This is a genomic window from Streptomyces sp. NPDC002776, assembly GCF_053592195.1.
The window spans coordinates 50,211-74,918 of record NZ_JBSFVG010000026.1 but is presented as its reverse complement, the minus strand read 5'-3'; the positions used below and the strand labels follow the sequence as shown (position 1 = coordinate 74,918).

The window sequence follows — 24,708 nt, the reverse complement described above, 5'->3', positions numbered from 1 at the left end:
CGCCTCGTCACCGGCAACCGACGTTCGCACCGCCACGCGTAACCCGCTGAAGGCATAACGCCTCCAACCACACTGAACGGCTCCCTTCCCTGCTCACAGGACGGGAGCCGTCAGCGTGTGCGGACGAGCCCACCGGTGACACACCCGCCGATTGCCGTCGCCCAGAGCACCTTCGTCGTGCAGCCGTCCGAAGAGGCGCCTGTGCAGCTCGGCGCGATCCGGTCGGTGGGGGTGAGCGTCCCGTCGACGATGACGAATGCCCTCTCCCAGACAGGTGGGTGAGGACCAGCATGGCTTGCTTGGCGCACCCCGATTTCCGCCAACGCATGCGAAGTTCAAGCCTTCGGGCGTCCGGGAGTCACGAGAGGTGCTCGCCCAGCTCGTACGGGACCGCCGAGCATGGAGGATACGAAACCCACGAAGCCCCGGCTGATGGTGTGCCGAGTGAGATCGCCACACCAACGACGAGGGGCTTCGCCATGTCGCCCTACCCCACCAGCTGACGTCATCCCCCCGGCGCGATGAAGGAGGTTCAGTCACCTATGAACCACAAGTAGCTGCCCGGCGTCGCCGCACACCCTTCAAGGAACACGACAAGGTCGAGCAGAGCCGCTTTCTGCTGTTCGTCAGTACACGTTTGTGCCAGGACAACGGCTTCCTGGCGGGCGACTTGAGCTTCCTGTTCGTTGAACAACGTGTCACCGTAGGGATCTACCCAGCCGAGCTTGCCCGAGGCATGCCGGTCGAGGGTGCTCAGCGCCCTCGCCAACGCTTCGCCGTGCTCGTAAGAGCCCCGCAGCAAGGTGTCCCTGGACGACCCCTTCCGCGCGGGCCGCCCCGAGTGCAGTTCCAGCTCAATCCCCATGACCCTCCTTCAGCCTCGGACACCGAAGCGTGTCAGAAAATCATTTGACAGGGACGACTACGGCGCCTTCGGTCCGGCCTGGGTGCTTAGGACGGCCAGCAGCGGCCCTTCCCAACACAGTGTAGGTTCCGCAGTTTCGTGAGCATTTCCGGGCGATCATGAGCACCGGTGACGTTAAGTCATTGTTGGGCCTGTCCGGCGGCCGGATCGCCGGAGGGGCCGACGGGATAGCGGCGTTGCCGGTGCGTGGGTGGACCGGCACTGCCTGGAACCCATCGCCCGCCGAGGCAGGCCGGGCCCGTCCGCCGCCCTTGTAGGATCTCGCCCTGACGTCGAAGTGGACGAGGGGGACGATCGTGGTTGAACTGGCCGAGTTGATAGGCGAATTGCGGAGTCAGCTGGCGGTCGCTATGAGCGACGGCGCGGACGAGGCGGTGCGGTTCGAACTCGGTCCCGTCGAGGTGGAAGCGACCGTCGCCGTCAGCCGCGAGGGGGGTGCGGACGCCAAAGTGCGCCTGTGGATCGTCGACTCCGCGGCCAACGGCAGGCACTCCCGCGCCGAGACACAACGGATCACCGTCACGCTGCTACCGAAGGCCGCCGTGCCGGGGCAGGCCCGGACGGGAACGTTGCTCATCGGCGGTGAAGAAGTCGAGGGGGAGCGGTGAGAGGGTGGAGGAGCCGGCGGTGAGCGGGCGTCCAGGCGGGCGCGACGGCCGCACGGGGAAAGGCCCGTCCACCAGCCCGGCAGAGTGTGCGCCCGGGGTATCCCGGTGCTGACGGCGGCGCTGGTGGCCGAGGTCATCGCCGACGCTGCCGAGGGCAGCCGGGGGCGGCGCGGTTCGGGGTATCTGGTGACGCCCGGCCGGGTGCTGACCGCCGCGCACGTCGTCGGCGGGGCTTCGGGTGTCCGCGTCCGTTTCCAGGCGGACCTGCCTGACGAGCGACTCGTCGAGGCACGCGTCGCGTGGATGCATAAGGGCATCGACATCGCCGTACTCGCGATCGAGGACACCGCGACGGCCACGGCGTCCGTCTCGTACGGCCGGCTCGGCGAGCAGGACGTCGTGGTCCGCTGCACCGCTCTGGGATTCCCGCGCTTCAAGCTGCGGACCGACGAGGACGGTTCGCGCTTCCGGGACGCGGAGCATGTGCGGGCGAGCTGCGCAGCCTTGTCCAACCGGCGCGAGGGGACCCTCGATCTCAGCGTCGACTCTCCCCCACCGGACGGTTGGGAGGGGATGTCCGGCGCGGCCGTCTTCAGCGGCAGACACCTGATCGGTGTCGTCACCCGCCATCACCTGTCCGACGGCCCCGGGCGCATCGCGGCCGGCCGGGTGGACCGGTGGGCGCAGGCCCTGAAGCCGTTCGAACTCGAAAAGTTGGAACGGGCGTTGAAGACCCGGCTGCATCCGCAGGTATTGCCGGACGTCATACCTCCCACCCCTCAGGACCTCCTCCGGGAGTCCTATCGCGCTTACCTGGGTGACTTCGCGCCGCCGGAGCTCAAGGACCGCCGCTCCGAGCTCGCGTCCCTCGTCGAGTTCTGCGGCGGCAGTGAGCCCTACCTGTGGATCCAGGGCCCGCCATGGGCGGGCAAGACCGCACTCGCCGCGTGGTTCGCCCTCCACCCGCCGCGCGGGGTGGTACCGGTCTGGTATTTCGTCACCGCACGCTACGCCGGACAGGCCGACAACCGCGCCTACTCCGAAGCCCTCGTCGACCAGCTCGCCGCGGTCGCCGGACGCGAACCGTCAGTCCGGCCCACATCACCCGCCCATAGCGGAGAACGCAGCCTGCTGCTGCGTCAGGCGGCCGAACGCGCGCAGGAGAACGGGCGCACCCTGCTGATCGTCGTCGACGGTCTCGACGAGGACCAGTCGCTCCAGCCCACCGGGTCGGGTCCGAGCATCGCCTCCCTGCTGCCCGAGCGTCTTCCGCCGGGTGTCCGTGTCCTGGTCACCAGCCGGCCCGGCCCCGGCGTACCAGCCGACGTCGCAGGCAGCCATCCGCTGCGCACGTGCCCGGTCCTGTCCCTGACCGCGAACGCCGCGGCGCTGCACACCGAACACGAGGCCCGGCACGAACTGCGCACCGCTCTGAGCGGCGCCGGCACGGAACGCGACCTGGTCGCACTGTTCACCGCGGCGGGCGGACCACTGACGGTCCAAGACCTGTGCGCGCTCACCGGCGAGCCGGAGTTCGCACTGCGCCACCTGCTGGACAGTCGCTTCGGCCGCATCCTGCGGCGCGGCGGCAGCGTCCCGAAGGGACCGTCCGGGGACAGCACGGACCTCGTCACGAGCGACCGCGGCTACGTCCTGGCCCACGAGACCCTGCTCGCGGTGGCCCGGCGGGAGTTCGGCCAGGACCTCGCGCCCCACCGGGAACGACTGCACACCTGGGCCGCCTCATACGCCCGGCAGGGATGGCCGGCGAACACCCCGGTGTACCTGCTGCAGCCCTACGGCCGCATGACCGCCACCCTGACAGGCCCAGAGAACGTCCGCCTTGCCGTCGCGCTCGCCACGGACACCGCGCGCCACACCCGGCTGCACGCCGCCACGCAGAACGACGCGGCGTGCCTCGCCGAAATCGCCGCGGTCCACGACAGCGTGCGCCGGTCGGGCACGGAGGACTTGAACGCCCTGACGGCACTGGGGGTGGCGGGCGACCTGGTGGCCCGCCGCAACGAGGAACTACACCTGGACGTACCAGCGGTCTACGGGCGACTTGGCAGGGTCCGGTTCGCGACAGGGCTGGCCCGCAGCGTGTTCCACCCGCTGAACCGGGGCATCGCCCTGGCGAAGCTGGCCCGTGCCGTGGCCGACTCGGGTGACCGGCGTGCGGTGGGCCTGGCGGAGGAAGCCGTACGGCTGATCGACGGAGAACTCGGCGGACTCCACCCCCGTACGGCGACGCAATCCTGGTGGCGGGCGAAGGGCATAGAGGCCGGCGCGCTGGCGGCGACCGGTCAGAAGGAGCGGGCTGTCCTCCTGCTCTCGGAATTGCCCCGCCCCTCGACCTCCGACGACGCGACGGGTCTTGCCATGGCCGTGACTGTCGCCGCCGAACTCGTGCGGGACGCCGATGCCATGGACGGCCCCCTGCGCGCCGCGGAAGCCGTCCTCGGCGAGGTCGTCCACCGGGCGGCCCGCGCCCACCTCCTGGCAGGCATCGCGCAGGCGTGGGCGGACTGCGGCCGCCCGCAGGAACGAGAGCGTGTCCATGACGTACTGCTCGACCTCGTCGGGTCGCCTCCCACCGATCACCGGTTCGTGCCCATCGCCGTGGACGCCTTGCGGCACACGCGTCCCGAGGCAGTGCGGAAACTGCTGGCACGAGCCCTGGGGGAGGACGGGCCGCGCGCGCCCGGGTGGTTCGACCGTGTGCCCGACACCGTCTACGCCCTGATCGCTACGCGCAGCATGGAGCAGGTGCGGCGGCTCTTGCGGGGGAGGGAACGAGGTGACGCACCCCTGCCCGGGTCCCCCGAGATGTTCGAGGAACGGACGATCGCGGAGTACCTGGCCGAGGGATGGGCGCGCGAGGGCCGGACCGAAGCCGCGTGGAACGCGCTCGCGGCCACATGGAGCGGCGGGGTCCCCTACGAAGCCGGCGGCGCGGCGCCCGTCGCCAGGCTCCTCGCTGAGGCCGGACGGAGCGAGGAGGTCGAGACCTGGCTGGCGACAGCGACGGACATACCGCGGAAGGCCGCTGCCGAGGCGTTGTCGGCCCTGGCTCTGCACCATGTGACGGGCGACCCGGAGCGTGCGCTGCGGTTGCTGGAACTGGCTGTGCACGGCTTCCCGGGCCAGCGGCGGGAACTCTCCCCCTATCAGCAGAACCAGTTCGTCGAGCTGGCGGCCGGGATGGCGTCGGCGGGACGCCGCCACGATGCCGAGCGCATGGTCGCCGCACTCACCGACAAGGCCGTGCAGGCGCGTGGCTGGAGCGTCGTCTCCCTCGCGGTCCGGCCGCAGAGTCGGCTTCGCGCCCTACGGCTGGCCCGGCGTGCTGCCTCGCTCCTGCCCGAGGACGTCGACTCGGGCGAGTCCCCCGGCGCAGCCACCGCGGTCGCCCAGGCTCTGATATGCGCCGGCGCGGTGCGCACCGCGCTGCGCGTGTTCACGGAACACGCGCCCACCAGCGCACGTTCCGAGTCCTACATGTGCCGCATGAGGATTCGCCTGATACCGGCACTGTGGGCGCACGACCCGCGCGCGGCGGGCCGTATGGCCGACGAGGTGCTCCGGAGCCTGACCGAGGACGAGGACGAGTTCGTGCTCGTCGCCGAACTGCTCGCCGCCATCGGCCACCGGGACGCCGCACGTGCCTCGGCGGTGACGGCACTGCTCGCAGAGCGGTCTCCCTGCTCCTACCGCTTTTACCTCGACCGTTCACGGCGACGGTGGCAGCCCGCTTTCGGGTATCCCACCCCCCATTGGGTCGACCTGATGCTGGCCTGCCTGCTGAAGGCCACGACGGACCCCGACCACGCGCGTCGCGACTACCTCGACGCCCTGGCCGACGAACACGGCGACGCGTGGCTCCCCGCCCCGCAGGCAGGGGCCTTCTCACTCGCGTACGCGGCGCTCGCCGACCACGACACCGCAGCGGTCCAGGCCCGCCGCAGCCGCGGCGAGATCGGGCGCGCGGAGGTGCGCGCACGTCTTGCGGCGTATACCGCCTGCCTGCCGACCGATGCGGCGGCACCGCTCTTCGAGGGGTGGGACGACATCCTGCCCCTCTTCCACCGGCTGGCCTCCCTGCTCCTGCCCCCGCCGGCAGGCCCCGACATCCCCCGCGCCAAGGACCTGCTGGCCGAGGCACTCACCGCCGACGGCTGGCACCACGCCGTCCCGGTGCTCACGCACCTGGCCCCTGAAGCGCTCCTAGGGGCCGGTGAGATGGTCCTCGCGGAACTCAACGGCCATCGGCAGGACGCGGCAGAACCTCAAGCATGACTGAGGTAAAGCGCGTGATCTTTTACGACCAGGTCGTCACCGAGTGGTTGGAGCCATCGCGCCAGTCGATGGTCCCTGAGGTGGTCGGGGAGCGCCGGCCTTCGGGGTGGGGTGCTTGCGAAGGTGGGTGAGGGCGGGGCCCGATCCGGGGTGTACTGCATGCGCCGGACTGCGAGGAGCCGCCGCAGAGCGCGCCCCTGCTGGATGTGGAGCTCTCGTCGGACGTTGGGGAGAACCCGGGGACGCGACTGTGAACGCTGTGCGGGTGCGCTCAGGAGCCGGCACCGATCGTCAGGCTGGTGGTGGAAGTCGGCTGTCCCCCGCGACGCCTCCGGCCGGTGGCGCCACCCCGCACTCTGGCATCACATCCGCCCCGACATCTCCCCCACGACGGCGTTGCGCAGCAAGGGCCTCCCCTGGCTGGTTGGCTCGCCGCCAAACGCCCAAGGTCATCGCCCGGGCGTGGTGCGTGCCGTCCTCGACGGTTGAGAGGCGTCGGTGAGGTCCGCGCCGGTGGCCGCGTCCCGTTGGAAGTGGTCGGTGCCGTGCCAGTCCAGGCACATGACGGTCGCGTCGTCCTGCAGGTGGCCGTCGTGGGCCTCGACGATCGCCGCGATGAGGGTGCGGGCCGCCTCGCGGGGATGCAGCGCGCGGGTGCGCACGATCAGGTCGGACAGATCGAGGCTGCCTGCGTCGTGCTCCAGCATGCCGTCGGTCAGCATCACCAGCCGGTCGCCCGGCCGCAGGTCCAGCGACTGGACCTGGTAGCCGTGAGGGGCGTCGAAGCCGAACGGCATATCGACCGCCGGAGTGATCTCCCGCACCTGGCCGTCCCGCATCCGCAGCGGCCAGGGGTGCCCGGCGTTGACGAACTCGGTCTTGCCGTCGAGCAGGCTGATACGCAGGAGCTGACCGGTGACGTAACCCTTGTGGCCGTGCTCGCGCATCGCCTGGTCGGCCTGGCGGGCCTGCTCAGCGAGATCGGCACCGGCTCGCCGGGCCCGGCGCAGGGCGCCCACCGCAAGGGTGGCCAGCAGCGCGGCTTCGACATCGTGCCCCATGGCATCGGTGACGGAGAGCTGGACGGTGTCCCGGTCGATCGCGTAGTCGAAGGTGTCGCCCCCGACGTGGTCGGCCGGCTCCAGCGCCCCGGCCACCGCGAACTGAGCCGCCTCACACGCCAGCGACGCCGGGAGCAGCCGGTGCTGGATCTCCGCGGCCAGACTCAGCGGCTTGGTCCGGCGGCCCCACTGATACACGTCGGTGAAGGACCGGTTCGCGATGACGATGTACGCCAGCGCGTGCGCGGCCTCGCCGATCTCCCGCATCACTTCCGCGTCCGGCGCCGCGGGCAGGAACAGTTCGAGAAGCCCGATGGCGTCCCCGCGGTTGGTCACCGGGGCCACGATCCGCACCAGACCGTCCTCGCCCTCGCCCTCCACGCCCGGTCGCTGGGTACGGATCACATCGTCGTACAGGGTGCCCCGCAGCGTGATGCGCCGGGCGGGCTCATCGGTATCAACACTGCCTGCCGTCCCCAGCCGTACGACCGAACTGCCGGTGAAGTCGGTGATCAGGAACGACACCGATGCGGCCCCGAGGTGCTCCTGGAGCATGCTCGCGACCACGTCGAGCGACTCGACGGGCGCCGCGGCCTCCGCCGCCTCCAATGTCCCCGCCAACGTCATCGCCCCGCCCCGGCCACTCCCGCCCCGGGGAAGACGAACAACCCGCCCGCCCTCCGGCCCTCCTACGGTCACAGCGACTCCTCAATTGCTCGATGGCGCTCAGGACTTCGCCCAGAAGAACGCGGAAGACAGTACGAGCCCGGTAACCGGACAGGCCATATTGCACCACGGGGCCGGACCTCTGTCCGCCGACATCGTCAGGTGGCTGCAAGGAGGATGGCCGTGTAGTGCGCGGCGAAGGCGGCGATGGTCAGGACGTGGAAGACCTCGTGGAAGCCGAACCAGGCCGGTGAGGGGTCAGGACGCTTGAGTCCGTAGACGACGGCGCCCGCGGTGTAGAGCAGACCCCCGGTGATGATGAGCACGACGACCGCGATGCCGCCGGCGTGCGCGAAGTCGGGCAGATTGAAGACGGCTACCCAGCCCAGCGCGATGTAACACGGGGTGTACAGCCACCGGGGAGCCCCGATCCACAGGATGCGGAAGGCGATCCCGGCCAGCGCGCCCGCCCACACCACCGTCAGCAGCACCCTCTGCTGGCCTTCGGTCAGCAGCAGTACCGTCAGCGGGGTGTAGGTGCCCGCGATGATCAGGAAGATGTTCGCGTGGTCCAGCCGGCGCAGAACCGCCTCCCCGCGCGGACCCCACGTTCCCCGGTGGTAGACCGCGCTGGTCCCGAACAGCAGACAGGCCGACACCGCGTACACCGAGCAGGCCGCCACCGCCGCGCCCGTACGCGAAACGAAGATCAGGACGATCCCCCCGATGAGCGCCAGGGGGAACACTCCGGCGTGCAGCCAGCCGCGCATCCGTGGCTTCAGCACAGCCGCCGCCCGCTCCACCCCGCCCCCAGCGGCAGTCGGCCGGTCTGTTACGACGGGAGACGCATCGCTCGCCGGAGTACGCAGGGTGTCGGGCGAGTTGCCCTGGCCGGGCTGGGGCTCCCGTCCGTGGGGCGGCTGCTCAGTGTCTTCGGCGATCATGCGCTCATCTTCTTGAATTGGCGGAAGCGTGCGGTCGGGCGCGGCATCGCGGACCGCGTATCAGGTGACGGCTGTGTGCAGGGCTGCGCTACGGCGGTGTTCGGCGTTGATGCGCTGGGCTTCCTCGAGCTGGTCCTCGAGGGCGACGATGCGGCACGCTGCCTCGATCGGAGTTCCATGGTCGACGAGTTCCCGGGCGCGGGCGGCGATGCACAGCTGGTAGCGGGAGTAGCGGCGATGTCCGCCCGCGGAACGCAGCGGAGTGATCAGGCGGTGGTCGCCGATGGCGCGCAGGAAGCTCTGAGTGGTGCCGAGTATCTCGGCGGCCCGGCCCATGGTGTAGGCGGGGTAATCGTCGTCGTCGAGACGGCCGTACAAGTCGTCTGCTGTCATCTGACCTCTCTGTGGCACACGCGGAGGGCCCTGGCGCCGTACGGCGCCAGGGCCCGAAGGAACTGCTACACCATCTGCCGGCCCTGTTACTGCGCCGGCCTTCCATTTCCGCACACCCGGCCGAACTTCTGCCGGGAATGCTGGGATCGCAGTTGCTCGACCGGAGACCACCTCACTATCGATGTCCTGCGGTACCCGGACTCAACAAGCCGCCCGGGCGATCCTGATGGCGCCCAATTCCTCCGTTCATTCCCTCAATGGGTACTGCTCTACTGCGTACTACGGGTGATGCGACCTGCTCCGTGGCCTGTCACAGCGCCACTCTTTCGGCAGCCAGCCCCGTCGCCCGTCCTGCATCTGCTCTGGCTTGGAACCCCACTGCCGAACCTCCCGGTGCGCGCGTCCGCAGCCAACGCCTTCACCGAGGTACTGCTCACTGACTTCACTGCGGGGTACTGCTCACGGCGGCCCCTGATCACTGCGGGCCACCCGGTCCGGTCGTCAGTCCCGTCACCGTCCTGCACAACCCTGGCTTCGGAACTCCACCACCGCACCGTCCTGCGTACTGCAACTGCGGGTACTGCTGCCGGCAGTTCATCTCTGCCAGGCCTTGCTGTCTCTCTGTGCTACGAGAGAAACCATAACTACATCACCACCCAATGTCTACTCCAGCCAAGACAGATTTTCTGCGTGTCCGAAGGGGAGGTAATCGACCTCGATCAGGTGTCGCGGTCTCGTTGCACCGCGGGTCCCTGGCCGGACCCCAAGGGGGAGCCCAGTGTCGGCTACTGGGTGTGGCGACTGGTGGTGTGTCCACCGGGGCCGTCGGACAGGGCGATGCGGGCCGTAATGTGCTTGCCGACCGGCTCCTGCTCGGTGAACAGGGCTTCGGTTACAGCCTCGACGATCTCCAGGCCATGCTGACCGATCCGGTCCGGATCGGCGGCCCGGGCAGCGGGCACGGTGGGGTCGCTGTCCCAGACGACGACGTCCACGGCGCGGGCATTGATGCACAGCTCCAGCAGGACAGGACCGGGCGCGTACTTGCGGGCATTGGTGACCAGCTCGCTGACCACCAGCTGAGTGAGGTCCCTCGCGCGAGCGGGCACGGGCAGGTGATGATCGATCCGGGCCTTCTCGAGGAAGGCGGCAGCGTGATGGCGGGCTTCGGCGATGCAGCCGTCGTACCCGCTCAGGGCGTAGCCTGCGCGCATCAGGTATCCGTTCGCGGCCCTACAACCGTCACCGTCGCCATGAGATCCCACTGGCCTCGCCCTCATTCCCCGTATACGAGTGCGCGAGTACCCACCCTCCCTGCATACATGGCAGAGACACGTTCGATATGGGGCCAGTGGTGCACGGAGGCGAGGATCAAAGCACCCGCTCGTCGCGGCCCCCGCACGCGAAACTCCCCTCGCAGCCGCCCCCTCGAAGACATCGAGAAGCAGGGCCGCACCGGTCCCGTGTGGACACCGCTCGCTGGAGGTCGACCCCGCCCCTGGACCTAGCTATAGCCGCACCACAGCGTCTGTGCGCACCGACTGCCTGTCCGCCCCCGGCCCGCGGGCAGGGTTACGTCGAGGACCACTCCCCCGACTGGAACGACGGCCACCGATCCAGCGGCGGTTCCGTCAGCCGCAGCAGCGCCAAGTTCGAACGCATTCGCCGGGAGATGGGCGCCCCTCTCCGGCATCACCGCCAGCCCGACCAGGTTGCGCACTTTGCTGCCGCACCTGACCAAGACCCTCCATCCCGGCACCCACAACCGCTACTTCTCCCAGCGCTCCACCGCCGTCGGCGCCCACCGGCTCGCCAAGCAGGCCGCCCCCTGCCTCTGCTCAGGGTGTGCCCTCCCTGCCCAACGCCCGCCGCTCCAGCATTCACCTGCCCCGCCTGAGAAGCACCCGAACCCAAGCCCAGCGCCCGCTGGAGACCCCGGCGGTTCTCTGCGACATCCGGGCGGCCGCGCTCAGTCAGCGAACCCGACCACGCCATCGCCGAACCGTGTCCCGCGACCGAAGCCCAGCCCCGGACGGGCCCCACTGCCCAGAGATCGGGGCACGGCGAGCACCCGATCCACTACTCTTAGTGTTCGCACAATTACCTCAAGTGAACAGGGAGATGGGCGCATGCTTGACGCGATCATCGTGGGAGGCGGGCCTGCCGGCTTGTCGGCGGCTCTGGTGCTGGGGCGCTCCCGGCGGCATGTCGTGCTCTTGGACGCGGGACAGCCGGCGCCCGCGAGCGTGGTGGATCCCGTCTGGCACAACGTTTTCACCCGCGACGGCACTCCTGCGTCGCAGCTGCGCGCATACGGGCTGGAGCAGTTGGCCGCGTATCCGCACGTGCGGGCCCGTTCGGCAGAGGTGACCGATGCAGGGCGATGCGCCCAGGGCAGCGGATTCGAGGTCCGCCTCTCGGATGGCGGTGTGGAGCGGGCCCGGCGTCTGGTGCTGGCCACTGGACTTGAGTGCGTGCTTCCTGCAGTAGAGGGGGTGAAGGAACGCTGGGGAATCTCGGTCTTCCATTGCCCGTTGTGTTATGCCCGGAAGGCGGATGACAAACGGGTCGCGGTGATCGGGAAGGGCGCGGGTGCGCTTCGTACGGTCCGGCAGCTGGCTCGCTTTGCGGCCCAGGTGGTGTGGTGCCGTAGTGACCCGTCCGAAGCGGGAGAGCCTCTGGCTCAGCTGCCGGGTGTGGGGCCGGTCGTGGTGCGGGATGAGCCGGTACTGCGTGTCAAGGGTCCGGGTACCGAGGTCGAGGCGGTGACGTTCAGCGAGGGCGAGCCGGAGCAGTGTGAGGCGGTTTTCGTCCCGCAGGTGCTCCGTCAGCGAGCTGTTTTGCATGAGCAGTTGGGCTGTGCCGTGTGGCCTGACGAGACCGTACTGGTGAATGTGTTCGGTCAGACCACCGCTCGCGGCGTGTACGCCGTGGGGGAGATGGCGCGAACGGCAGCAGCGCCGTCTGCTCTGACCACGGTGATCACGTCGGCTGCCAGTGGAACGGTGGCCGGCAGTGCTCTCGATCAGGACCTGCTCACGGTCGACTGCGGCCTGCCGGACCCATTCGCAGGTATGGAGCCGACGATGTAATGCGTTGCCCAACGATTACTCATCCCATGAAAGAGCTGAACGGGTGAACATCTCGGGATGAAATTGCCGGTGGCATATCCTCCTGCCATGATCGTTACCTGTTAGGCGGGTGCACGTGTGAGCGCACATTGTTCAGTGCGCTCAGATTTCATCGGGGTGCGCTCGGGGCTTCTCAGCGGAGGGTTTTCTTTATGGCGGTCACTCAGGAAAACCTGGAAGAAAACCTCAAGCAGTTGGCTGAGGAATACCTGGTACCGGGGGCGTCGGCAGCGGTCCTGTGCGACGGACAGGTGACGGCAGCCGCCACCGGAGTTCTGGGGGTGCGCACGAACGTCACAGCGACCACGGACTCCCTGTTCCAGATCGGCTCCATCACCAAGACCTTCACCGCCACAGCCCTGATGCGTCTGGTGGACCGCGGCAAGGTCGATCTGGACACCAAGGTCGCTGACCTCCTGCCCGACCTACGCCCCCAAGGCGACGGGGCTGAGACGTTGACGTTGCGTCACCTGCTCAGTCACACCAGCGGGCTGCCCGGGGACAACATGCTCGACCTGGGGCACGGCGAAGATGTGCTCGAACGCTACGCCGCCGCCTGTTCCGGGCAGACGCTCGTCCACCCCGCGGGGGCGACCTGGTCCTACTGCAACGCCGGATATCTGCTACTGGGCCGCATCATCGAACTGCTCACCGGGTCCACCTGGGATGACGCGATGCGGGAGCTGCTCTTCGACCCGCTGGAACTCTCCCGGACCGTCACCCTGCCCGAGGACGCCCTGCTGCACCGGACCGCGATCGGGCACTTGATGCCCCAGGACGGGCCCGCCAGCAGCGTTGCCGATGCCCGTCCGGTCACCCGCTGGGCGCTGCCCCGGACACTGGGCCCGGCAGGAACCGTGTGCACCACGCCTACCGAACTGCTCACCCTGGTGCAGCTGCACCTCGCCGGCGGTGTGACTTCCAGCGGTCTGCGGATCCTCTCCGAGGACTCGGTGGTCGCCATGCGCACCCCGCAGACACAACTGCCCAGCCGCTGGGGCATGGCCACCCACTGGGGCCTGGGGCTGTCGCTCAGCAATGTCGATGGCGCCATGGTGTGCGGACACACCGGAAACGCCATGGGCCAAAGCGCCTTCCTCCAGTTCGTTCCGGAGCACGGTGTAGCCATCGCTTTGCTGGCCAACGGCGGCAGCGCTCAGCGCATGTACCGCGCCCTGGCCGGCCCCCTGCTGCAAGAACTGGCGGGTATTCAGCCCGCTGCTCCGCTCACTCCCCCCTCGCCACCCCTTGCTGCTGATCTTGGTCCGCATCTGGGTGTCTACCAGAACATCGGCATGCGCATCGAGGTGCAGCAAGACGATGCGGGCAACGCCGTCCTTGCCAGCCGCACCATCGGCTCACTCGCCGAAGTGGCCCAGCAGCCTCCGCAACAACTCCCCCTCATTGCGGTGAAGCCAGACGAAGGCCTTTATCTGGTCCACCAGCCACTCTTCGACGACTACATGACGGTGTACTTCTACCAGCTCGCCACCGGTGAGAAGTACCTGCACATGGGACTTCGCGCCCTTCCCAAAGTGGCGTGAGGAAAAAGAAGAACCGGCACAACGCCAAACATTCCTCCTTGACGGCCATCGGCCGCCAAGACACGAAACGGAGATCATTTTGGCGACTGCAATCCAGGAAAAGAAGTTCGGCAAGGCGTTCGATCTCATGGACGTCGACGGCAGCGGTGTAGTCACGTCCCAGGACGCCGAGGCCATCGCACGCCGCAAGATCGAGCAGGCGGGCCTGTCGATCGACGCCCCGCAGATGCGCGACCTGCGCGACGCCCTCACCGCATACTGGCGAGCGCTGGACACCAACGGCAACGGCCAGCTGACCCGGGACGAGTACATCGAATCCGTCTCGCGACTCGCGCAGGACCCGCAGCGGCTGGAAAGCATCCTCACTCCCGGCAACCGCGCCCTGATCAGCGCCTTCGACACCGACGGCGACGGACGGATCAGCCGCTCGGAGTACGAGCAGATGGAGCAGGAAAGCGGGCTCACCCCCGAGGACCGGGAGCGCGCCTGGCAGGTCCTGGACCGCGACAACAGCGGCTACGTCACCCTCGACGAGCTCAACCAGGCCAACATCGACTTCTTCGTCAACGACGACCACGGTCAGGGTGCCAACGAGATGCTCGGCCGCATCTGAGCCGGCGCCCCACCCCGACACCCCACCCCAGAACCGAAGGAGAAGACACATGAGTGCTGCACAGGAAAACGCTCTGCCCATGCCCGAGGACTTCCTCAGCGAGCTGCAGCTCAGCGACGACGTCGTCGCCGCGCTGATCGACGAGGCCGGCGGGATGGACCACCAGGGCGGCCAGGAGGCCCGCAACTGCTGCTGCTGCTGCGCCTCCAACGTGGTCCGCCCCACGACCACCGCGGTTGCTGCCGCTCTGTGACCCACCCCCTGCTGAATCGCCCGGCGACACACTGAGGAATCCGCTTTGAAGCTGCCCGCAGACCTGGTGCTGCTGAACTGGCGCTGTTCCCCCCACTGCCGGGCGTGCCCGTCCGGCGAGGACCTCCCGTCCTCGCCGGACGGCGTGGCGGCAGCCCTGCAGGAAAGGCAAGGGCGAACACCCCTCGTCTACCTGGGCATCGAGGCCCTCGCCGAGCCCGGCCTGCTGCCTGACCTGGTGGCCACCGCGGCCCGCCACGGCACCCACCCGATCCTGCTCACCCGCGGCGGCCCCGACCTGCCCCTGCAGGACATCGCCCGCACCCTGGCCACCCTCAAAAACCACGGCTCCTTCGAGATCGTCTGGGCCCTGGACCTCCCGCACTATCAGCAGCTTGACGACCATCACGTCAACGCTGTCCTGGAAACCCTTACCGGGCCCGGCACACCCGCCCTGCACCTGCTGTGCGTACTGCCCGAAGGCGCCGCGCCGCCCCTGGAGCTCCTCGCCAAGGACACCCTCAACCAGGGCTCACAGGTCGTCACCAGGCCAGGCCGGACCCTTGCCGACTACCTGAGTCGCTGCGCTCCAGGCGTGCTGGACCTTTCCCGCCCCGCCGCAGAATCTGTCCTCCCCCCGCAGCGCACCCCCTCGTCAGCAACCCGGGCCGACTACCCGCTGGCCTTCAACGCCCTCATCTTCGAGACCACCTACTTCTGCAACGCCAAGTGCACCCACTGCTACACCAGTTGCGGCCCCGACTCGCCACGCACCCGGCTCAGCGTCGCCGATGTCACCCGTGTCATCGACGAAACCGCCGACCTGCCCAACGTCGCCAGACGCTGCCACTTCGCCGGCGGCGAAGCCACCATTTACTGGCGCGAACTGATGGCGATGCTCCACCACTCGGCCCGGCACGGCTTCATCAACACCCTCACCACGAACGGCTTTTGGGGCAGCTCCCCCGAACGCGCCCAGCGCAAAATGGCCGACCTCGCCGACGCAGCCGTCCACACCGTCGAACTCAGCGCCGACGCCATGCACCAGGACTTCATCAAACCCGCCGTCCTGGGCAACATCATCCAAGCCGGGCGCGACCACAACATCGACATCGTCCTGCGCGTCTGCACCACCCGCGACAACCGCATCAGCGATGTCCTGCCCCTCATCGACCCAACGCTGCAGAACGACCTCGTCATCCTCGCCGAGCCAGCCATCGGAACGGGACGCGCCGCCACCGAAGTCCCCGAAGCCAAACGCTGGCAGATCCCCGGCCTCCCGCTGGGTGCCTGCGCCGACGTCCTCAACCTCGTCGTCACCCCCGACGGCGGCGTATTCCCCTGCTGCAGCGGCAGTGAACTGTGCCCCACCCTCACCCTCGGCAACATCCACGACCAGTCGCTGACGGCGATGATGCAGAACAGCCGCTCCAACGTGCTCCTGCGCACCCTCGTTCACGCGGGCCCCAGCTACTTCGCCCAGCTCATGGCCGACTCCCCGCTCGCTGAGCGACTCCGCCCTGCCTACGGAAGCTACTGCGAACTCTGTACGCAGATCTTCACGGACACGGACCTGACTGCATTCGTCCGTGACCACGTCCAGCGCAAGACCCGCGAGAAGCTCGCCGCACTCAAAAGGTGACGCACCAGCCGCCCCCGCCTCCACGACGACCAACGATTCCTGTCTGGCCTGCGGAGCGGGGACGTCCGCTCCCGCGGTGGGCCCGGGAGCGGACGGTGGGTCACCAGCAGAGGGAGCTGACGTTGCCCACCTCATTGCCCTTGAGCAGGCCACCCCAGATGTAGTTGCCGTCCAAGAGGTACACCCACTTGTTGTGGGTGTAGCCGTTGGCGGAGACCATGCCGCCCTTGAGCCAGCACACGCCGGTGAGATTCTGGTTCGCCCCGACGGTGTAGGCGATGGGGTGGTCGGTCGACGGCCCGGTCCGCACATTGCCCTGGACCCAGGTGGTGACCGTCTCGAACTCGGCGCTCACGTTCATTCGGTCGGCCTGCGGGGCTTGCGCCGCGGAGGCCGGAGCCGCCATACCGGCGGCGGCCATCACGCCTACCGCTGCCGTCATCATGACCTTGATCAGCGGGCGCGAACTCGTCCTGTACATCTTCTGATTCCCCCTGATGGATTCCGGGAGGCCCCGGGCCGGCGGCGTCCCTCGTGCGGCCAGCGTCGCCCGCAGTGGGGTGCCGTACAAGCCTTTCGAGAATCCCCGAAACGTCGCTGCGGCCGTTCGCCGCAGTGGCCGGAAACCGACGTCCGGGGAAGGACATCCGGCCGGACGGTGTTGTGCCGGTCGGAGCACGAACCACGCTTTACCTTCACCACGGGGGTTCCTGTTGACCGGCAGTCGTCTCTTACTGGGTCCGCTGGACGAGGTGCACGTGGAAGTGGCCAGGACCCCCGGCGCCACCCTCTTCCCCGTACTGCACGAGGTGCTGGGAGGTGCGCGGCACGGGGTGCCGGGGCGGTGGCGGGCCGCCGTCGAAGCCGCCCTGCCCGCCTCGGCCGACAGGATCCGCCCCCTGTTCGGGCCCGGACACCGCTGGCTGCCCGACGTACTGGCGCTGACCGGCGATGTGCGCGCCACCCGTATGGAGACCGTGCTGTCCCAGCTGCGGGAGGTCGACCCGGGTGACCTCGCGGCCGAGGTGACCGGGCAGTTCGGTCACGCGGTGCCTCGGAGCTGGCAGCGAGTGCTGGACGACCCCGCGCGCTTCCTCGCCGCGTACCACGAGGTGGCCGACGCGGCCTGGCGGCGCCTGGAGCCGCTGTGGGCGCGGACGGACGGACTGCTGGGCAAGGAGACCGAGCGGGTGGGTTCCGCCGTGGTCAGCCGGAACCTCGACGCGGTGCTGACCGGCCTGAGCCCTCGGGTGCGTTACGTGGACGGGGCGCTGGAGTTGCCGCAGTGCGCGAGGGAGGTCTTCGAACTCGCGGGCCGCCGGCTGGTGCTGGTTCCCGTGGTCTCCGCTACGGCCGCCTCGATGCACAGTCTCGACCGCGACGACGTGGTCTGGTTCAGCTACCCGCTGCCGGGGCTAGGGCGTCTTGGCCCACCGGAACGGCAGCCCGAGCGTGTGGACGGTCTCGCTCAGCTGCTGGGACCGGTCAGGGCGGGCGTGCTCCGCTCGGTGCAGCCCCCCGCCACGGTCAGTGAACTGGCCCGCGCGCTGAACATGGGGGTCAGCACCATCACTTACCACTGCGAACATCTGAAGGCGGCCGGTCTGCTTCAGCGCGAACGCTACGGCCGTGAGGTGCGTCAGCGGTTGACCGGCCGCGGGGCCGCGCTGGTGGAGCTGCTCACGCGTCCGGCCGGGTAGCCCCGACCGGGAGCCGCTGGAGCAGACCCCAGGTGGACCCCGCGACCACCTGACGCCGTATCCCCTGCCCGTCCGGCGCGGTGATCGCCTGTCCCCGCGGGTCGGTGCCGTGCCCTGGAGCGTTCGGGCGGGGGTGAAGGCGCGGGCGGCTTCGTCGACCGTGCAGGACCTCGGGGTGAGGTTATCGAGGGTGCGCAGGGCGGGCGGTGGCGGTGTCCAGGGTGCGGACCAGTCACTCATTCCATAGGGCACGGTTCTGGGCGAGGAGACTCTTCACACTGAGGCCGGGCCAGAGCAGGACCGGCCATTGCCAGACCTTGCAGTCCAGGTCACCGACGCGGCGGGCCGCGGTGATCGCAGCGCGGCTGAGTGGTCGCCGGGAGATTGTTCTCGGGAGGACGCCGGCAGCATGCCGGTATGCGCCGCTGTGCCTCTACTCCCCGCTGTCCTGATCGGTGTCGGTACCGTCCTTGATGCAGCGGGCGAAGTTGAGCTTCGGCACCTGGAACATCGCGGACGCCCTCACCCCGCAGCACGCTCTGGGTGGCCGGGTTGCATACTGCCCTCAAGCGGATGTTGGGCCAAGGGGGAGTTGTGAGGACGGTCTACGACGGTGCGATGAGGGTCAGTTATCGACAGTTCTACGTGGAAAGCCGCCTCGACTTTCCTGACGAGGAGGAAGTCGCGCCTTGCGCCGGCCAGAGCAACGGGCTGTGCGGTGCCGCGAATCCAGGCTACTTGTTCCTGACGACGGGTCTGCATACAGGACGTGTGGGCCTGACCGTGGAGGTCCACGAGGTCGAACCGCCGCTCGATGAGCGGTGGGAGGAGATCGTCGAGGTCTCTTTCCGTCCCGGCTCCACGCGGACCGCCGTCGTGCCATGGGGCGATGGCCCGATCTGCTTGCTCGATTTACCTATCGCCGACTACCGGGTCCGCTACTGCGGACAAGGCATGGACGTGACACCGGACGACGAGCTCTCCGTATTGGAGGGAGGCCCGCTGGTCGATCACTACCTGCTGCAGTTCTGGCCGGCAAAGCCCGCCCCTGACCGCGTGATCAAGCAGACCACGCAGAGCGCCGCGTACTGGCATGACCACGCGCGCACTCTGCCGCCCCCGCCCACTCCCGAGGAACGCGCCGAGGCCGAGCGCTGTAGCCGTGAGGCGCAAGAAAGGATCGTCCGCGAGGCGGAGTGGCAAGCCGAAGCAGGCGATTGGGGTGAGCGGCCGCCGAGTCCGACGCTGCGCGAGGTCGGCGGCAGAAAATTGGGCCTCATTCCCCTGGACCGGGACCTGATGGACGCCGTGCATACCGCCGACCCGGCCACTCAACGAGCTATCGCAAAGGCGGCCGTTGGCCAGGCCCTCGTCAAAGCTGAACTCCATACGTTCCAGGAGTTCGGGCGCGCTATCCAGGCGCTGCATGCCGGAGAGAAGCTGCCCACCCCTTCGACGACCAGAACAGGGCTTGGGAGTGGTTCTTCACGCAGAAAAGCCTTCCGCACACCTTCGTGCACACTCTGCACGGCTCTGAAGATGACCTGAGGCAGCAGGCCATGGCAATGCCGGCACTGTTCGCCGCCGTGCAGGAGGATCCGCTGCGCGCGGCGCTGGACGCCTTGTACGCGGCCGCCGCCACATACGGCAGTGCCTACACCGACCTCCTGGCAGAGGTACGCGACGCGTTCCCGGACCTGAACTGGCCATCCTGAGGCCGTGTCTGGGATGGTGCGACCCGACGTCTCCCCCATTGCCGGTCTGTTCGCGGAGTGGGCTGCCGGATGGGGAGAGTCACAGCCGCGCAGCATCCGGATGGTTGCGACGACGCACGAGGCGGCGACCCAGTGGCTCCACGGCCCTCGGGTCGGGTCGGGGGCGGACCGGATCTGCTTCGCGACGGTTCAGGGGACATTCCATAAGGGCGGGAGAGTGGGCAGCGTTGTTCGTTGACCCCGTCACCTTCCGGGTCGTGACGTACACGGTGCGAGCGCGGGATGAGGTCCCGAGCCGCTCACTCGAACAGCTCGGGACCGTCCATCAGCTTTGACGTCTACGGGCACGCCCCGCGCAGTTGGCACGTCAGCAGGCTTGCTGGCACATGCCGCTGATGTTGGCCCTGCACGGCGGGCGACCTTCACAGCATGATCGGTCGTGTCCTGTGATGCTCATCGTCGTTGCACGACTGAGTCGGGGCCCTCGCATCCCTGATGTCCGGCCATTGCCGGGGGGCTCGCGGCAGGTTGACGTTGAAGAAGACGGTGGGTGTGAAGGGCGGAGTGATGAGCGCGGTTGGTCCGGTGCTGGACGTGCGGGATGTACACAAGGGATACCGGCGACGTCCGGTATTGCGCGGAGTGTCGCTGGATCTCCGTCCGGGTCAACTGGTGGGCATCGTCGGCGAGAACGGGGTCGGCAAGAGCACTCTGCTGCGAATCCTGGCCGGGGACCTCCCTGCGGACAGGGGCGCCGTGGAGCGGGCGGGCCGGCTGGGCTGCTGTCCGCAGGAGACCGTGCTCCACCAGGCGTTCACCGTCGAGCAGCACCTGCAGTTCTTCCGGGCCGCTTATGGCATCGCACATCTGACCCGGGCCTACGAACTGCTGGAGGCGCTGAACTTCAGCGGCTACCGGCACGAGCGGGTGGAAACACTCAGTGGCGGCACACGCCAAAAGCTCAACCTGGTTCTTGCCTTGATGCATGATCCGCAGGTGCTGCTCCTGGACGAGCCGTACCAGGGATTCGACTGGGAGACCTATCTGCGGTTCTGGGACCTTGCGGCAGCTGTGCGGGCCCGGGGCTGCGCGGTACTGGTGGTCTCCCACCTCGCCTACGACGCCTCGCGTCTGGACACCCTGTACCGCCTGGACGGCGGGGTATTGCGGGAGACGGACCAGACCGACACGATCGCGGTGGCCTCGTGAAGCGCTGGCGGACCTGCTTCGGCACGGCGGTGCGGTTCGCGCTGGTCGAGCAGGCCCGTAACCGGCTGGCGCTGCTCATCGTGCTCCTGTTCGTTCCGCTGTGGACCACGTTGGCCTACGCCGTGGTCGCGCCGACAGCGCTGCGGTTCTACGTCCGGCCGGTCGGCCGTTTCGTGGTCATGGACGGCAATGTGCTGACCCAGGTCGTCGGGGCGTTGCAGGCCCTCACTCTGGTCGTCGCGTTCATGATGTTCGTCGCCACCGCTCGCTCCGCCGTCTTCGACCGGCGCCTGGTGCAGGCCGGGTTTCCGCGTTCCTGCCTGGCCCTGGCGAAGTGCACCTCACTCGTCCTGGTGGCGGCCGCGGTCGCCGTCTATGTCACCACGTGGACGCATCTGTTCTGGCGGCCGGAGCAGCCGGTCGTGTTCGCCGCCGGAATGTTCACCGGGGCGCTGATCTACGGCAGCATCGGCATCGTGCTCGCCGCCGCGGTGCGCAGTGAACTGGCCGGCATGTTCCTGGCCATCATGATCAGCTCGATCGATCTGCTGCTGCAGAACCCGCTGATCAACCCGGAATCCGACAGCGCCCTGGTGCGGTACCTGCCGGCCCACGGCGCGGTACAGACCGCGGTGACGGCCGCCGGCCTGCACGCGATGCCTTGGAGCTGTCTGCTGCTGGGCTTGGGGTGGGCGCTGGGCATGGCGGCAGTCGGTATGACCGCCTTCGCCCTGCGCACCCGCGCCACCCGGTCGGCACGAGCCTCCGTACCAGGAGTGCTGGAGACCGCTTCCGCGCCGTGACCAGGGCTGTTCGGTGTCGTTGTGCCGGTGGACGTCAACAGGTGTCGCGAGACAGGGGGCATGAGTGGCCGAGCAGCAGACCGCGGTGGTGCGGCAAGCACAGTCGGCTCTTCCTGCCCATGTCCGGGAAGCGTCCGGCATGCCGGCCCGGACCGACGCGCGCTGGGCGTGGCTCCTCAGCGACGGCTTCGAGCCGAGGAACTGGATGCTGGCCCTGGCGCCGCTGATCGGATGGCGCGCCGACGGCGTCACGGGAGCCGGATGGGGCCTGTTCGCGGCCCTGTTCACCAGCGTGCTGCCCTCGGTGCTCCTCCGTCTGGGCGAACGCCGCAGTTACTGGAGTGACCGGCATGTACGGCAGCGCCAGGATCGTCTGGTGGCCGGCCCCGTCGTCCTGGCCTCGGTCATCACCGGAACAGGGCTGCTGCACGGGTTGTCAGCCACACCTGCCGTCCGTGCACTGGTGACGGCGATGCTGGCCGTGCTGCTGGTACTGATGGTGATCACCTTCTTCTGGAAGGTGTCGGTGCATTCGGCGGTCGCGGCCGGTGCCCTAGCAGTACTCGCTCTGCTCTACGGGCCGTGGTGGGCCCTTTCCGCCCCGCTGGTGGCGTTGATCGGCTGGTCACGGGTGCGGCTGCGGTGCCACACCGTCGCCCAGGTGGCCGTCGGAGCGTGCGTGGGCGCGGTCGTCAGCAGCGCGGCATGCACTCTCCTGCGATGACACAGCCGACACAGATGCGAACATTCCTTCCCCCCAGCGCCGCCGATCTCTTCCTGCGCGACCTGGAACAACGCGCCGAGCACCCGGACGCCGCCTCGACCATCGGTGCGGTCCTGCATCTGTCCGGCACCGTTCCCGAGCTGAGTGACCTGCAGGAGTACGTGGCCGCGCGCCTGCCCCACCTTCCGTGCCTGACGCACCTCCTGCACGGGGACGGCCGACAGGCTCAGTGGGTACCTGTCGTTCCCGACCCCGTACATCACGTCGGCGCACGTCGCGTGCCCAGAGGGCCAGAAGCTCTCGAAGCGGCGGTGCAGGAGCTGATGGGCGTCCCTTGGCCCGAGGGCGTCCCGGCCTGGCGCCTGGTCCTGCTGCACGGACACGTCCCCGACGGGTTCGCGCTGCTGTACCTGACCCATCACGCCGTGCAGGACGGCGGCACCATCGTCGCCGTCTTGGAGTCCTTCTTTGGTCCGGATTCACCCGCCGAGCGGCCCGCTCCGGTAGCGCGGACACGGTCCGTCGAGCCCCGGCCCGGGATGCGGCAGCTATGGCGCAGCGCCGCCATTCTGCTGCGGCATGCCAGGAAGCACCATGTGTGGACCTCGCCCGCGCGGCCGCTTTCCAGCCGCCGTCGCATGTCGTGGGCGCACGTGCCTGTGACGTTGCTCAAGGCGGCGGCCCGTGCGGGCGGCGCCGGCATCAACGACGTCTACCTCACTGCCTTGGGCCACGCGATCGCCGGGTGGGCGAGCGCGGCCTGGCCGCGTGCCGCCCGGACTCCCATTCCCGTCATGGTTCCCGTCAGCCTGCGCACGGCGGACGAGTGGGCTGCCCCGGGCAATCGCCTCTTCCTGACGCGGGTCGACCTTCCGGGCGGCCTTCCTCCCCTCGCCCGGCGGCTCGCCGACACCAGCGCGGTCACCGCTGCTTTCAGGCTGCCCGGACACCGAGCCGTACTGCGCGCGGCCCTAACCCGCCTGCCGCCCGGGCTTCTCGGGCGCCTCGTGGCCGTGAGTACCGCTCCGGGCCGGCTCACCCTTGCTGCTTCCTTCCTGGTGATGCGCAAGCGTCTCCGTTATGGCGACGCGGCCGTGAACCGGATCGATCCCGTCATGTGCTGTCCGCCCGGGGCGCCCCTGGCGGTCGTCATGCTCGTCTACGCGGGTGAGGCAAGTCTGTGCTTCCGCATCGACGAAGCCCTCCCCGGCGCCGACACCCTGCCCGGACTGTGGCGGCAGGCCCTGGTAGAGCTGTCGACCGCCGGCCGGCCGATGATCAGCCCCGGAGCCGTTACGGCAGCAGGAGCCGCACCCGCCCCGGGGCGGTCTGTAGAGTGATCACAGAGCCCGTTCGACACTCCACAGCGGCAGGTGTTCGAAGAGGGCGACGGCCTCCTCACGCCAGCGCGGGCGCCAACCGGCCGCTTCGGCCGAAGCCAGTTCCGCATAACGGCGCATGTCCGCCCGCAGCTTCTGCTCGACCCCGTGGCTGGTGGCGATCTCCCGGACAGCGGCCACCGTCTCCGGCGTGCAGGAAGAGTCGCCGAGCGCGGCTTCCACCACCGCCCGCTCGGTGCCGCTCACGGCCGCCAGCAGGGCAGCGATGGTGTAGCTGCGCTTGCCGTCGCGCAGGTCACGACCGGTGGACTTACCCATGGTCTGCGCGTCGCCGAACAGGTCGAGGTAATCGTCCCGCATCGTCTCGTAGATTCCCACGAGCCGCGTGTAGCGGCGCAGCTCCGCCTCGAAGCGGGCCGGCTCCTCCCCTGCGGCCAGCAGGCCCAACTGCAAGGGGGCCAGAATCGAGTAATGGGCGGTCTTGTAGTCGGAAACGGCGTGCAGCAGTTCCTCGGACGGGATGTCGGTGAAGTCCCGCTCGATGTCGGTGATCTGGCCCACGATCGCGGCGGAAGCCGCCGCGGTCAGCACACCGACCATGGCATGACGGACCGACAGAGGAGCGGGCGAGTCGAGGACAACCTGCAGGGACAGGACCAGCGCGAGGTCGCCGGCGAGCACGGCAAGCCCGAGCGCTTCCTGCGGACGGTCGGGGAACCTCTCCCTGTAGGCGTAGTAGGTGGAAGGGCCGCCCCGGCGGACGAGGCCGTCGTCGATGATGTCGTCATGGATCAGCCCGTGCGTTTGCAGCAGTTCGATGCTCAGCGCGGCCTCCTCCAGACCGGGCACAGGATCGGACGTCACCAGCCGGGCCGCCTCGTAGATGAACGCCACCCGCAGCCGTTTTCCGCCCCGCACCGACACGTCCCGCAGAAGTTTGAGGCATTCAGGAGTGAAGCTGCTGGACGGCGGGGCATCGAAGCCTCCTGCGAGGTCACGGAAGTACTGCTCGAACCGTGCGTTGAAGCGGTGTTCGTAGGCGGCGAAGCGCTCTTTGACCTGGTCGGTGGGGAGGGCGGTGTCGGTCATGAGGAGGGTTCCGTCCGTGATGGCGGGCGCGCGCGAGACCGCGGCGCCAG

General features: G+C 68.8%; 21 protein-coding genes. 14 read left to right on the top strand and 7 right to left on the bottom strand.

The features are described 5' to 3' along the window. Positions 1 to 532: 532 nt before the first annotated feature. The gene (locus ACWD11_RS32915) at positions 533 to 865 is read right to left on the bottom strand and encodes a hypothetical protein (protein WP_451287491.1); all 333 of its coding nucleotides are present in this window, start codon (positions 863 to 865) and stop codon (positions 533 to 535) included. A 356-nt stretch (positions 866 to 1,221) separates the two neighbouring features. On the opposite strand from ACWD11_RS32915, the gene ACWD11_RS32910 reads away from it, so the two are divergent. Both ACWD11_RS32910 and ACWD11_RS32905 read left to right on the top strand, forming a co-directional pair. Continuing rightward, positions 1,222 to 1,533, top strand: coding sequence for a trypco2 family protein (locus ACWD11_RS32910; RefSeq protein ID WP_451287489.1), 312 nt, complete (start codon positions 1,222 to 1,224; stop codon positions 1,531 to 1,533). Positions 1,534 to 1,638: 105 nt separating this feature from the next. Continuing rightward, positions 1,639 to 5,832, top strand: a complete 4,194-nt coding sequence (locus ACWD11_RS32905) for a trypsin-like peptidase domain-containing protein (RefSeq protein WP_451287487.1) — start codon at positions 1,639 to 1,641, stop codon at positions 5,830 to 5,832. Between the two features lie 449 nt (positions 5,833 to 6,281). Here the strand turns inward: ACWD11_RS32905 and ACWD11_RS32900 are convergent, their stop codons facing one another. The 4 genes from ACWD11_RS32900 to ACWD11_RS32885 form a co-directional block, all read right to left on the bottom strand. Then, complete coding sequence (locus ACWD11_RS32900; RefSeq protein WP_389420916.1) at positions 6,282 to 7,520, bottom strand: PP2C family protein-serine/threonine phosphatase; 1,239 nt, start codon at positions 7,518 to 7,520, stop codon at positions 6,282 to 6,284. Positions 7,521 to 7,717: 197 nt separating this feature from the next. Continuing rightward, complete coding sequence (trhA, locus tag ACWD11_RS32895) at positions 7,718 to 8,503, bottom strand: PAQR family membrane homeostasis protein TrhA (RefSeq protein ID WP_451287485.1); 786 nt, start codon at positions 8,501 to 8,503, stop codon at positions 7,718 to 7,720. Positions 8,504 to 8,563: 60 nt separating this feature from the next. After that, a complete protein-coding gene (locus ACWD11_RS32890) occupies positions 8,564 to 8,896 on the bottom strand; it encodes a helix-turn-helix domain-containing protein (RefSeq protein WP_451287483.1) in 333 nt (110 codons plus the stop codon). Between the two features lie 785 nt (positions 8,897 to 9,681). Further along, positions 9,682 to 10,110 (bottom strand): ATP-binding protein, encoded by a 429-nt coding sequence (locus tag ACWD11_RS32885; protein WP_389420919.1) that lies wholly within the window; start codon positions 10,108 to 10,110, stop codon positions 9,682 to 9,684. 915 nt (positions 10,111 to 11,025) lie between these two features. On the opposite strand from ACWD11_RS32885, the gene ACWD11_RS32880 reads away from it, so the two are divergent. The 5 genes from ACWD11_RS32880 to ACWD11_RS32860 all read left to right on the top strand — a co-directional run bounded on the left by ACWD11_RS32880 (position 11,026) and on the right by ACWD11_RS32860 (position 16,078). Beyond that, positions 11,026 to 11,988, top strand: coding sequence for an NAD(P)/FAD-dependent oxidoreductase (locus tag ACWD11_RS32880; RefSeq protein WP_451287481.1), 963 nt, complete (start codon positions 11,026 to 11,028; stop codon positions 11,986 to 11,988). A 191-nt stretch (positions 11,989 to 12,179) separates the two neighbouring features. After that, positions 12,180 to 13,571 carry a serine hydrolase domain-containing protein gene (locus tag ACWD11_RS32875; RefSeq protein ID WP_451287479.1) on the top strand — a complete coding sequence of 464 codons (1,392 nt, stop codon included), beginning with the start codon at positions 12,180 to 12,182 and terminating at the stop codon, positions 13,569 to 13,571. A gap of 79 nt (positions 13,572 to 13,650) precedes the next feature. Then, positions 13,651 to 14,184 (top strand): EF-hand domain-containing protein, encoded by a 534-nt coding sequence (locus ACWD11_RS32870; protein WP_389420922.1) that lies wholly within the window; start codon positions 13,651 to 13,653, stop codon positions 14,182 to 14,184. A gap of 49 nt (positions 14,185 to 14,233) precedes the next feature. After that, positions 14,234 to 14,437: a hypothetical protein gene (locus ACWD11_RS32865; RefSeq protein ID WP_389420923.1), complete on the top strand. Its 204-nt coding sequence runs from the start codon at positions 14,234 to 14,236 to the stop codon at positions 14,435 to 14,437. A gap of 45 nt (positions 14,438 to 14,482) precedes the next feature. Then, a complete protein-coding gene (locus ACWD11_RS32860) occupies positions 14,483 to 16,078 on the top strand; it encodes a radical SAM/SPASM domain-containing protein (protein ID WP_451287476.1) in 1,596 nt (531 codons plus the stop codon). Positions 16,079 to 16,178: 100 nt separating this feature from the next. On the opposite strand, the gene ACWD11_RS32855 is transcribed toward ACWD11_RS32860, so the two are convergent. After that, positions 16,179 to 16,559, bottom strand: coding sequence for a hypothetical protein (locus ACWD11_RS32855; RefSeq protein WP_389420925.1), 381 nt, complete (start codon positions 16,557 to 16,559; stop codon positions 16,179 to 16,181). Between the two features lie 283 nt (positions 16,560 to 16,842). Here ACWD11_RS32855 and ACWD11_RS32850 point away from each other — a divergent pair, with 283 nt between their 5' ends. From ACWD11_RS32850 to ACWD11_RS32820, 7 genes are all read left to right on the top strand, one after another. Then, positions 16,843 to 17,778 carry an ArsR/SmtB family transcription factor gene (locus ACWD11_RS32850; protein WP_389420926.1) on the top strand — a complete coding sequence of 312 codons (936 nt, stop codon included), beginning with the start codon at positions 16,843 to 16,845 and terminating at the stop codon, positions 17,776 to 17,778. A gap of 594 nt (positions 17,779 to 18,372) precedes the next feature. Continuing rightward, on the top strand, positions 18,373 to 19,326 hold the full coding sequence (locus ACWD11_RS32845; RefSeq protein ID WP_451287474.1) for a hypothetical protein: 954 nt from the start codon (positions 18,373 to 18,375) through the stop codon (positions 19,324 to 19,326). 11 nt (positions 19,327 to 19,337) lie between these two features. Beyond that, entirely contained in the window at positions 19,338 to 19,493 is a 156-nt protein-coding gene (locus tag ACWD11_RS32840) for a hypothetical protein (RefSeq protein ID WP_451287472.1), read from the top strand. A gap of 567 nt (positions 19,494 to 20,060) precedes the next feature. Then, entirely contained in the window at positions 20,061 to 20,702 is a 642-nt protein-coding gene (locus ACWD11_RS32835) for an ABC transporter ATP-binding protein (protein ID WP_451287493.1), read from the top strand. Then, entirely contained in the window at positions 20,699 to 21,505 is an 807-nt protein-coding gene (locus tag ACWD11_RS32830; RefSeq protein ID WP_451287470.1) for an ABC transporter permease, read from the top strand. The genes ACWD11_RS32835 and ACWD11_RS32830 overlap by 4 nt, the downstream gene beginning before the upstream one ends. Positions 21,506 to 21,569: 64 nt before the next feature. After that, entirely contained in the window at positions 21,570 to 22,229 is a 660-nt protein-coding gene (locus tag ACWD11_RS32825; RefSeq protein WP_451287468.1) for a hypothetical protein, read from the top strand. Continuing rightward, a complete protein-coding gene (locus ACWD11_RS32820; RefSeq protein ID WP_451287466.1) occupies positions 22,211 to 23,569 on the top strand; it encodes a wax ester/triacylglycerol synthase domain-containing protein in 1,359 nt (452 codons plus the stop codon). The genes ACWD11_RS32825 and ACWD11_RS32820 overlap by 19 nt, the downstream gene beginning before the upstream one ends. Here the strand turns inward: ACWD11_RS32820 and ACWD11_RS32815 are convergent, their stop codons facing one another. Continuing rightward, positions 23,570 to 24,658: a polyprenyl synthetase family protein gene (locus ACWD11_RS32815; RefSeq protein ID WP_451287464.1), complete on the bottom strand. Its 1,089-nt coding sequence runs from the start codon at positions 24,656 to 24,658 to the stop codon at positions 23,570 to 23,572. It lies immediately after the preceding gene. Positions 24,659 to 24,708: the final 50 nt, after the last annotated feature.

What these genes read in the sequence shown, in the direction of transcription:
- ACWD11_RS32915 (WP_451287491.1), bottom strand. Translation starts at nt 865, where the DNA reads ATGGGGATTGAGCTGGAACTGCACTCGGGGCGGCCCGCGCGGAAGGGG.
- ACWD11_RS32900 (WP_389420916.1), bottom strand. Translation starts at nt 7,520, where the DNA reads ATGACGTTGGCGGGGACATTGGAGGCGGCGGAGGCCGCGGCGCCCGTC.
- trhA (WP_451287485.1), bottom strand. Translation starts at nt 8,503, where the DNA reads ATGATCGCCGAAGACACTGAGCAGCCGCCCCACGGACGGGAGCCCCAG.
- ACWD11_RS32890 (WP_451287483.1), bottom strand. Translation starts at nt 8,896, where the DNA reads ATGACAGCAGACGACTTGTACGGCCGTCTCGACGACGACGATTACCCC.
- ACWD11_RS32885 (WP_389420919.1), bottom strand. Translation starts at nt 10,110, where the DNA reads ATGCGCGCAGGCTACGCCCTGAGCGGGTACGACGGCTGCATCGCCGAA.
- ACWD11_RS32880 (WP_451287481.1), top strand. Translation starts at nt 11,026, where the DNA reads ATGCTTGACGCGATCATCGTGGGAGGCGGGCCTGCCGGCTTGTCGGCG.
- ACWD11_RS32875 (WP_451287479.1), top strand. Translation starts at nt 12,180, where the DNA reads ATGGCGGTCACTCAGGAAAACCTGGAAGAAAACCTCAAGCAGTTGGCT.
- ACWD11_RS32865 (WP_389420923.1), top strand. Translation starts at nt 14,234, where the DNA reads ATGAGTGCTGCACAGGAAAACGCTCTGCCCATGCCCGAGGACTTCCTC.
- ACWD11_RS32855 (WP_389420925.1), bottom strand. Translation starts at nt 16,559, where the DNA reads ATGTACAGGACGAGTTCGCGCCCGCTGATCAAGGTCATGATGACGGCA.
- ACWD11_RS32840 (WP_451287472.1), top strand. Translation starts at nt 19,338, where the DNA reads ATGGCAATGCCGGCACTGTTCGCCGCCGTGCAGGAGGATCCGCTGCGC.
- ACWD11_RS32835 (WP_451287493.1), top strand. Translation starts at nt 20,061, where the DNA reads ATGAGCGCGGTTGGTCCGGTGCTGGACGTGCGGGATGTACACAAGGGA.
- ACWD11_RS32820 (WP_451287466.1), top strand. Translation starts at nt 22,211, where the DNA reads ATGCACTCTCCTGCGATGACACAGCCGACACAGATGCGAACATTCCTT.
- ACWD11_RS32815 (WP_451287464.1), bottom strand. Translation starts at nt 24,658, where the DNA reads ATGACCGACACCGCCCTCCCCACCGACCAGGTCAAAGAGCGCTTCGCC.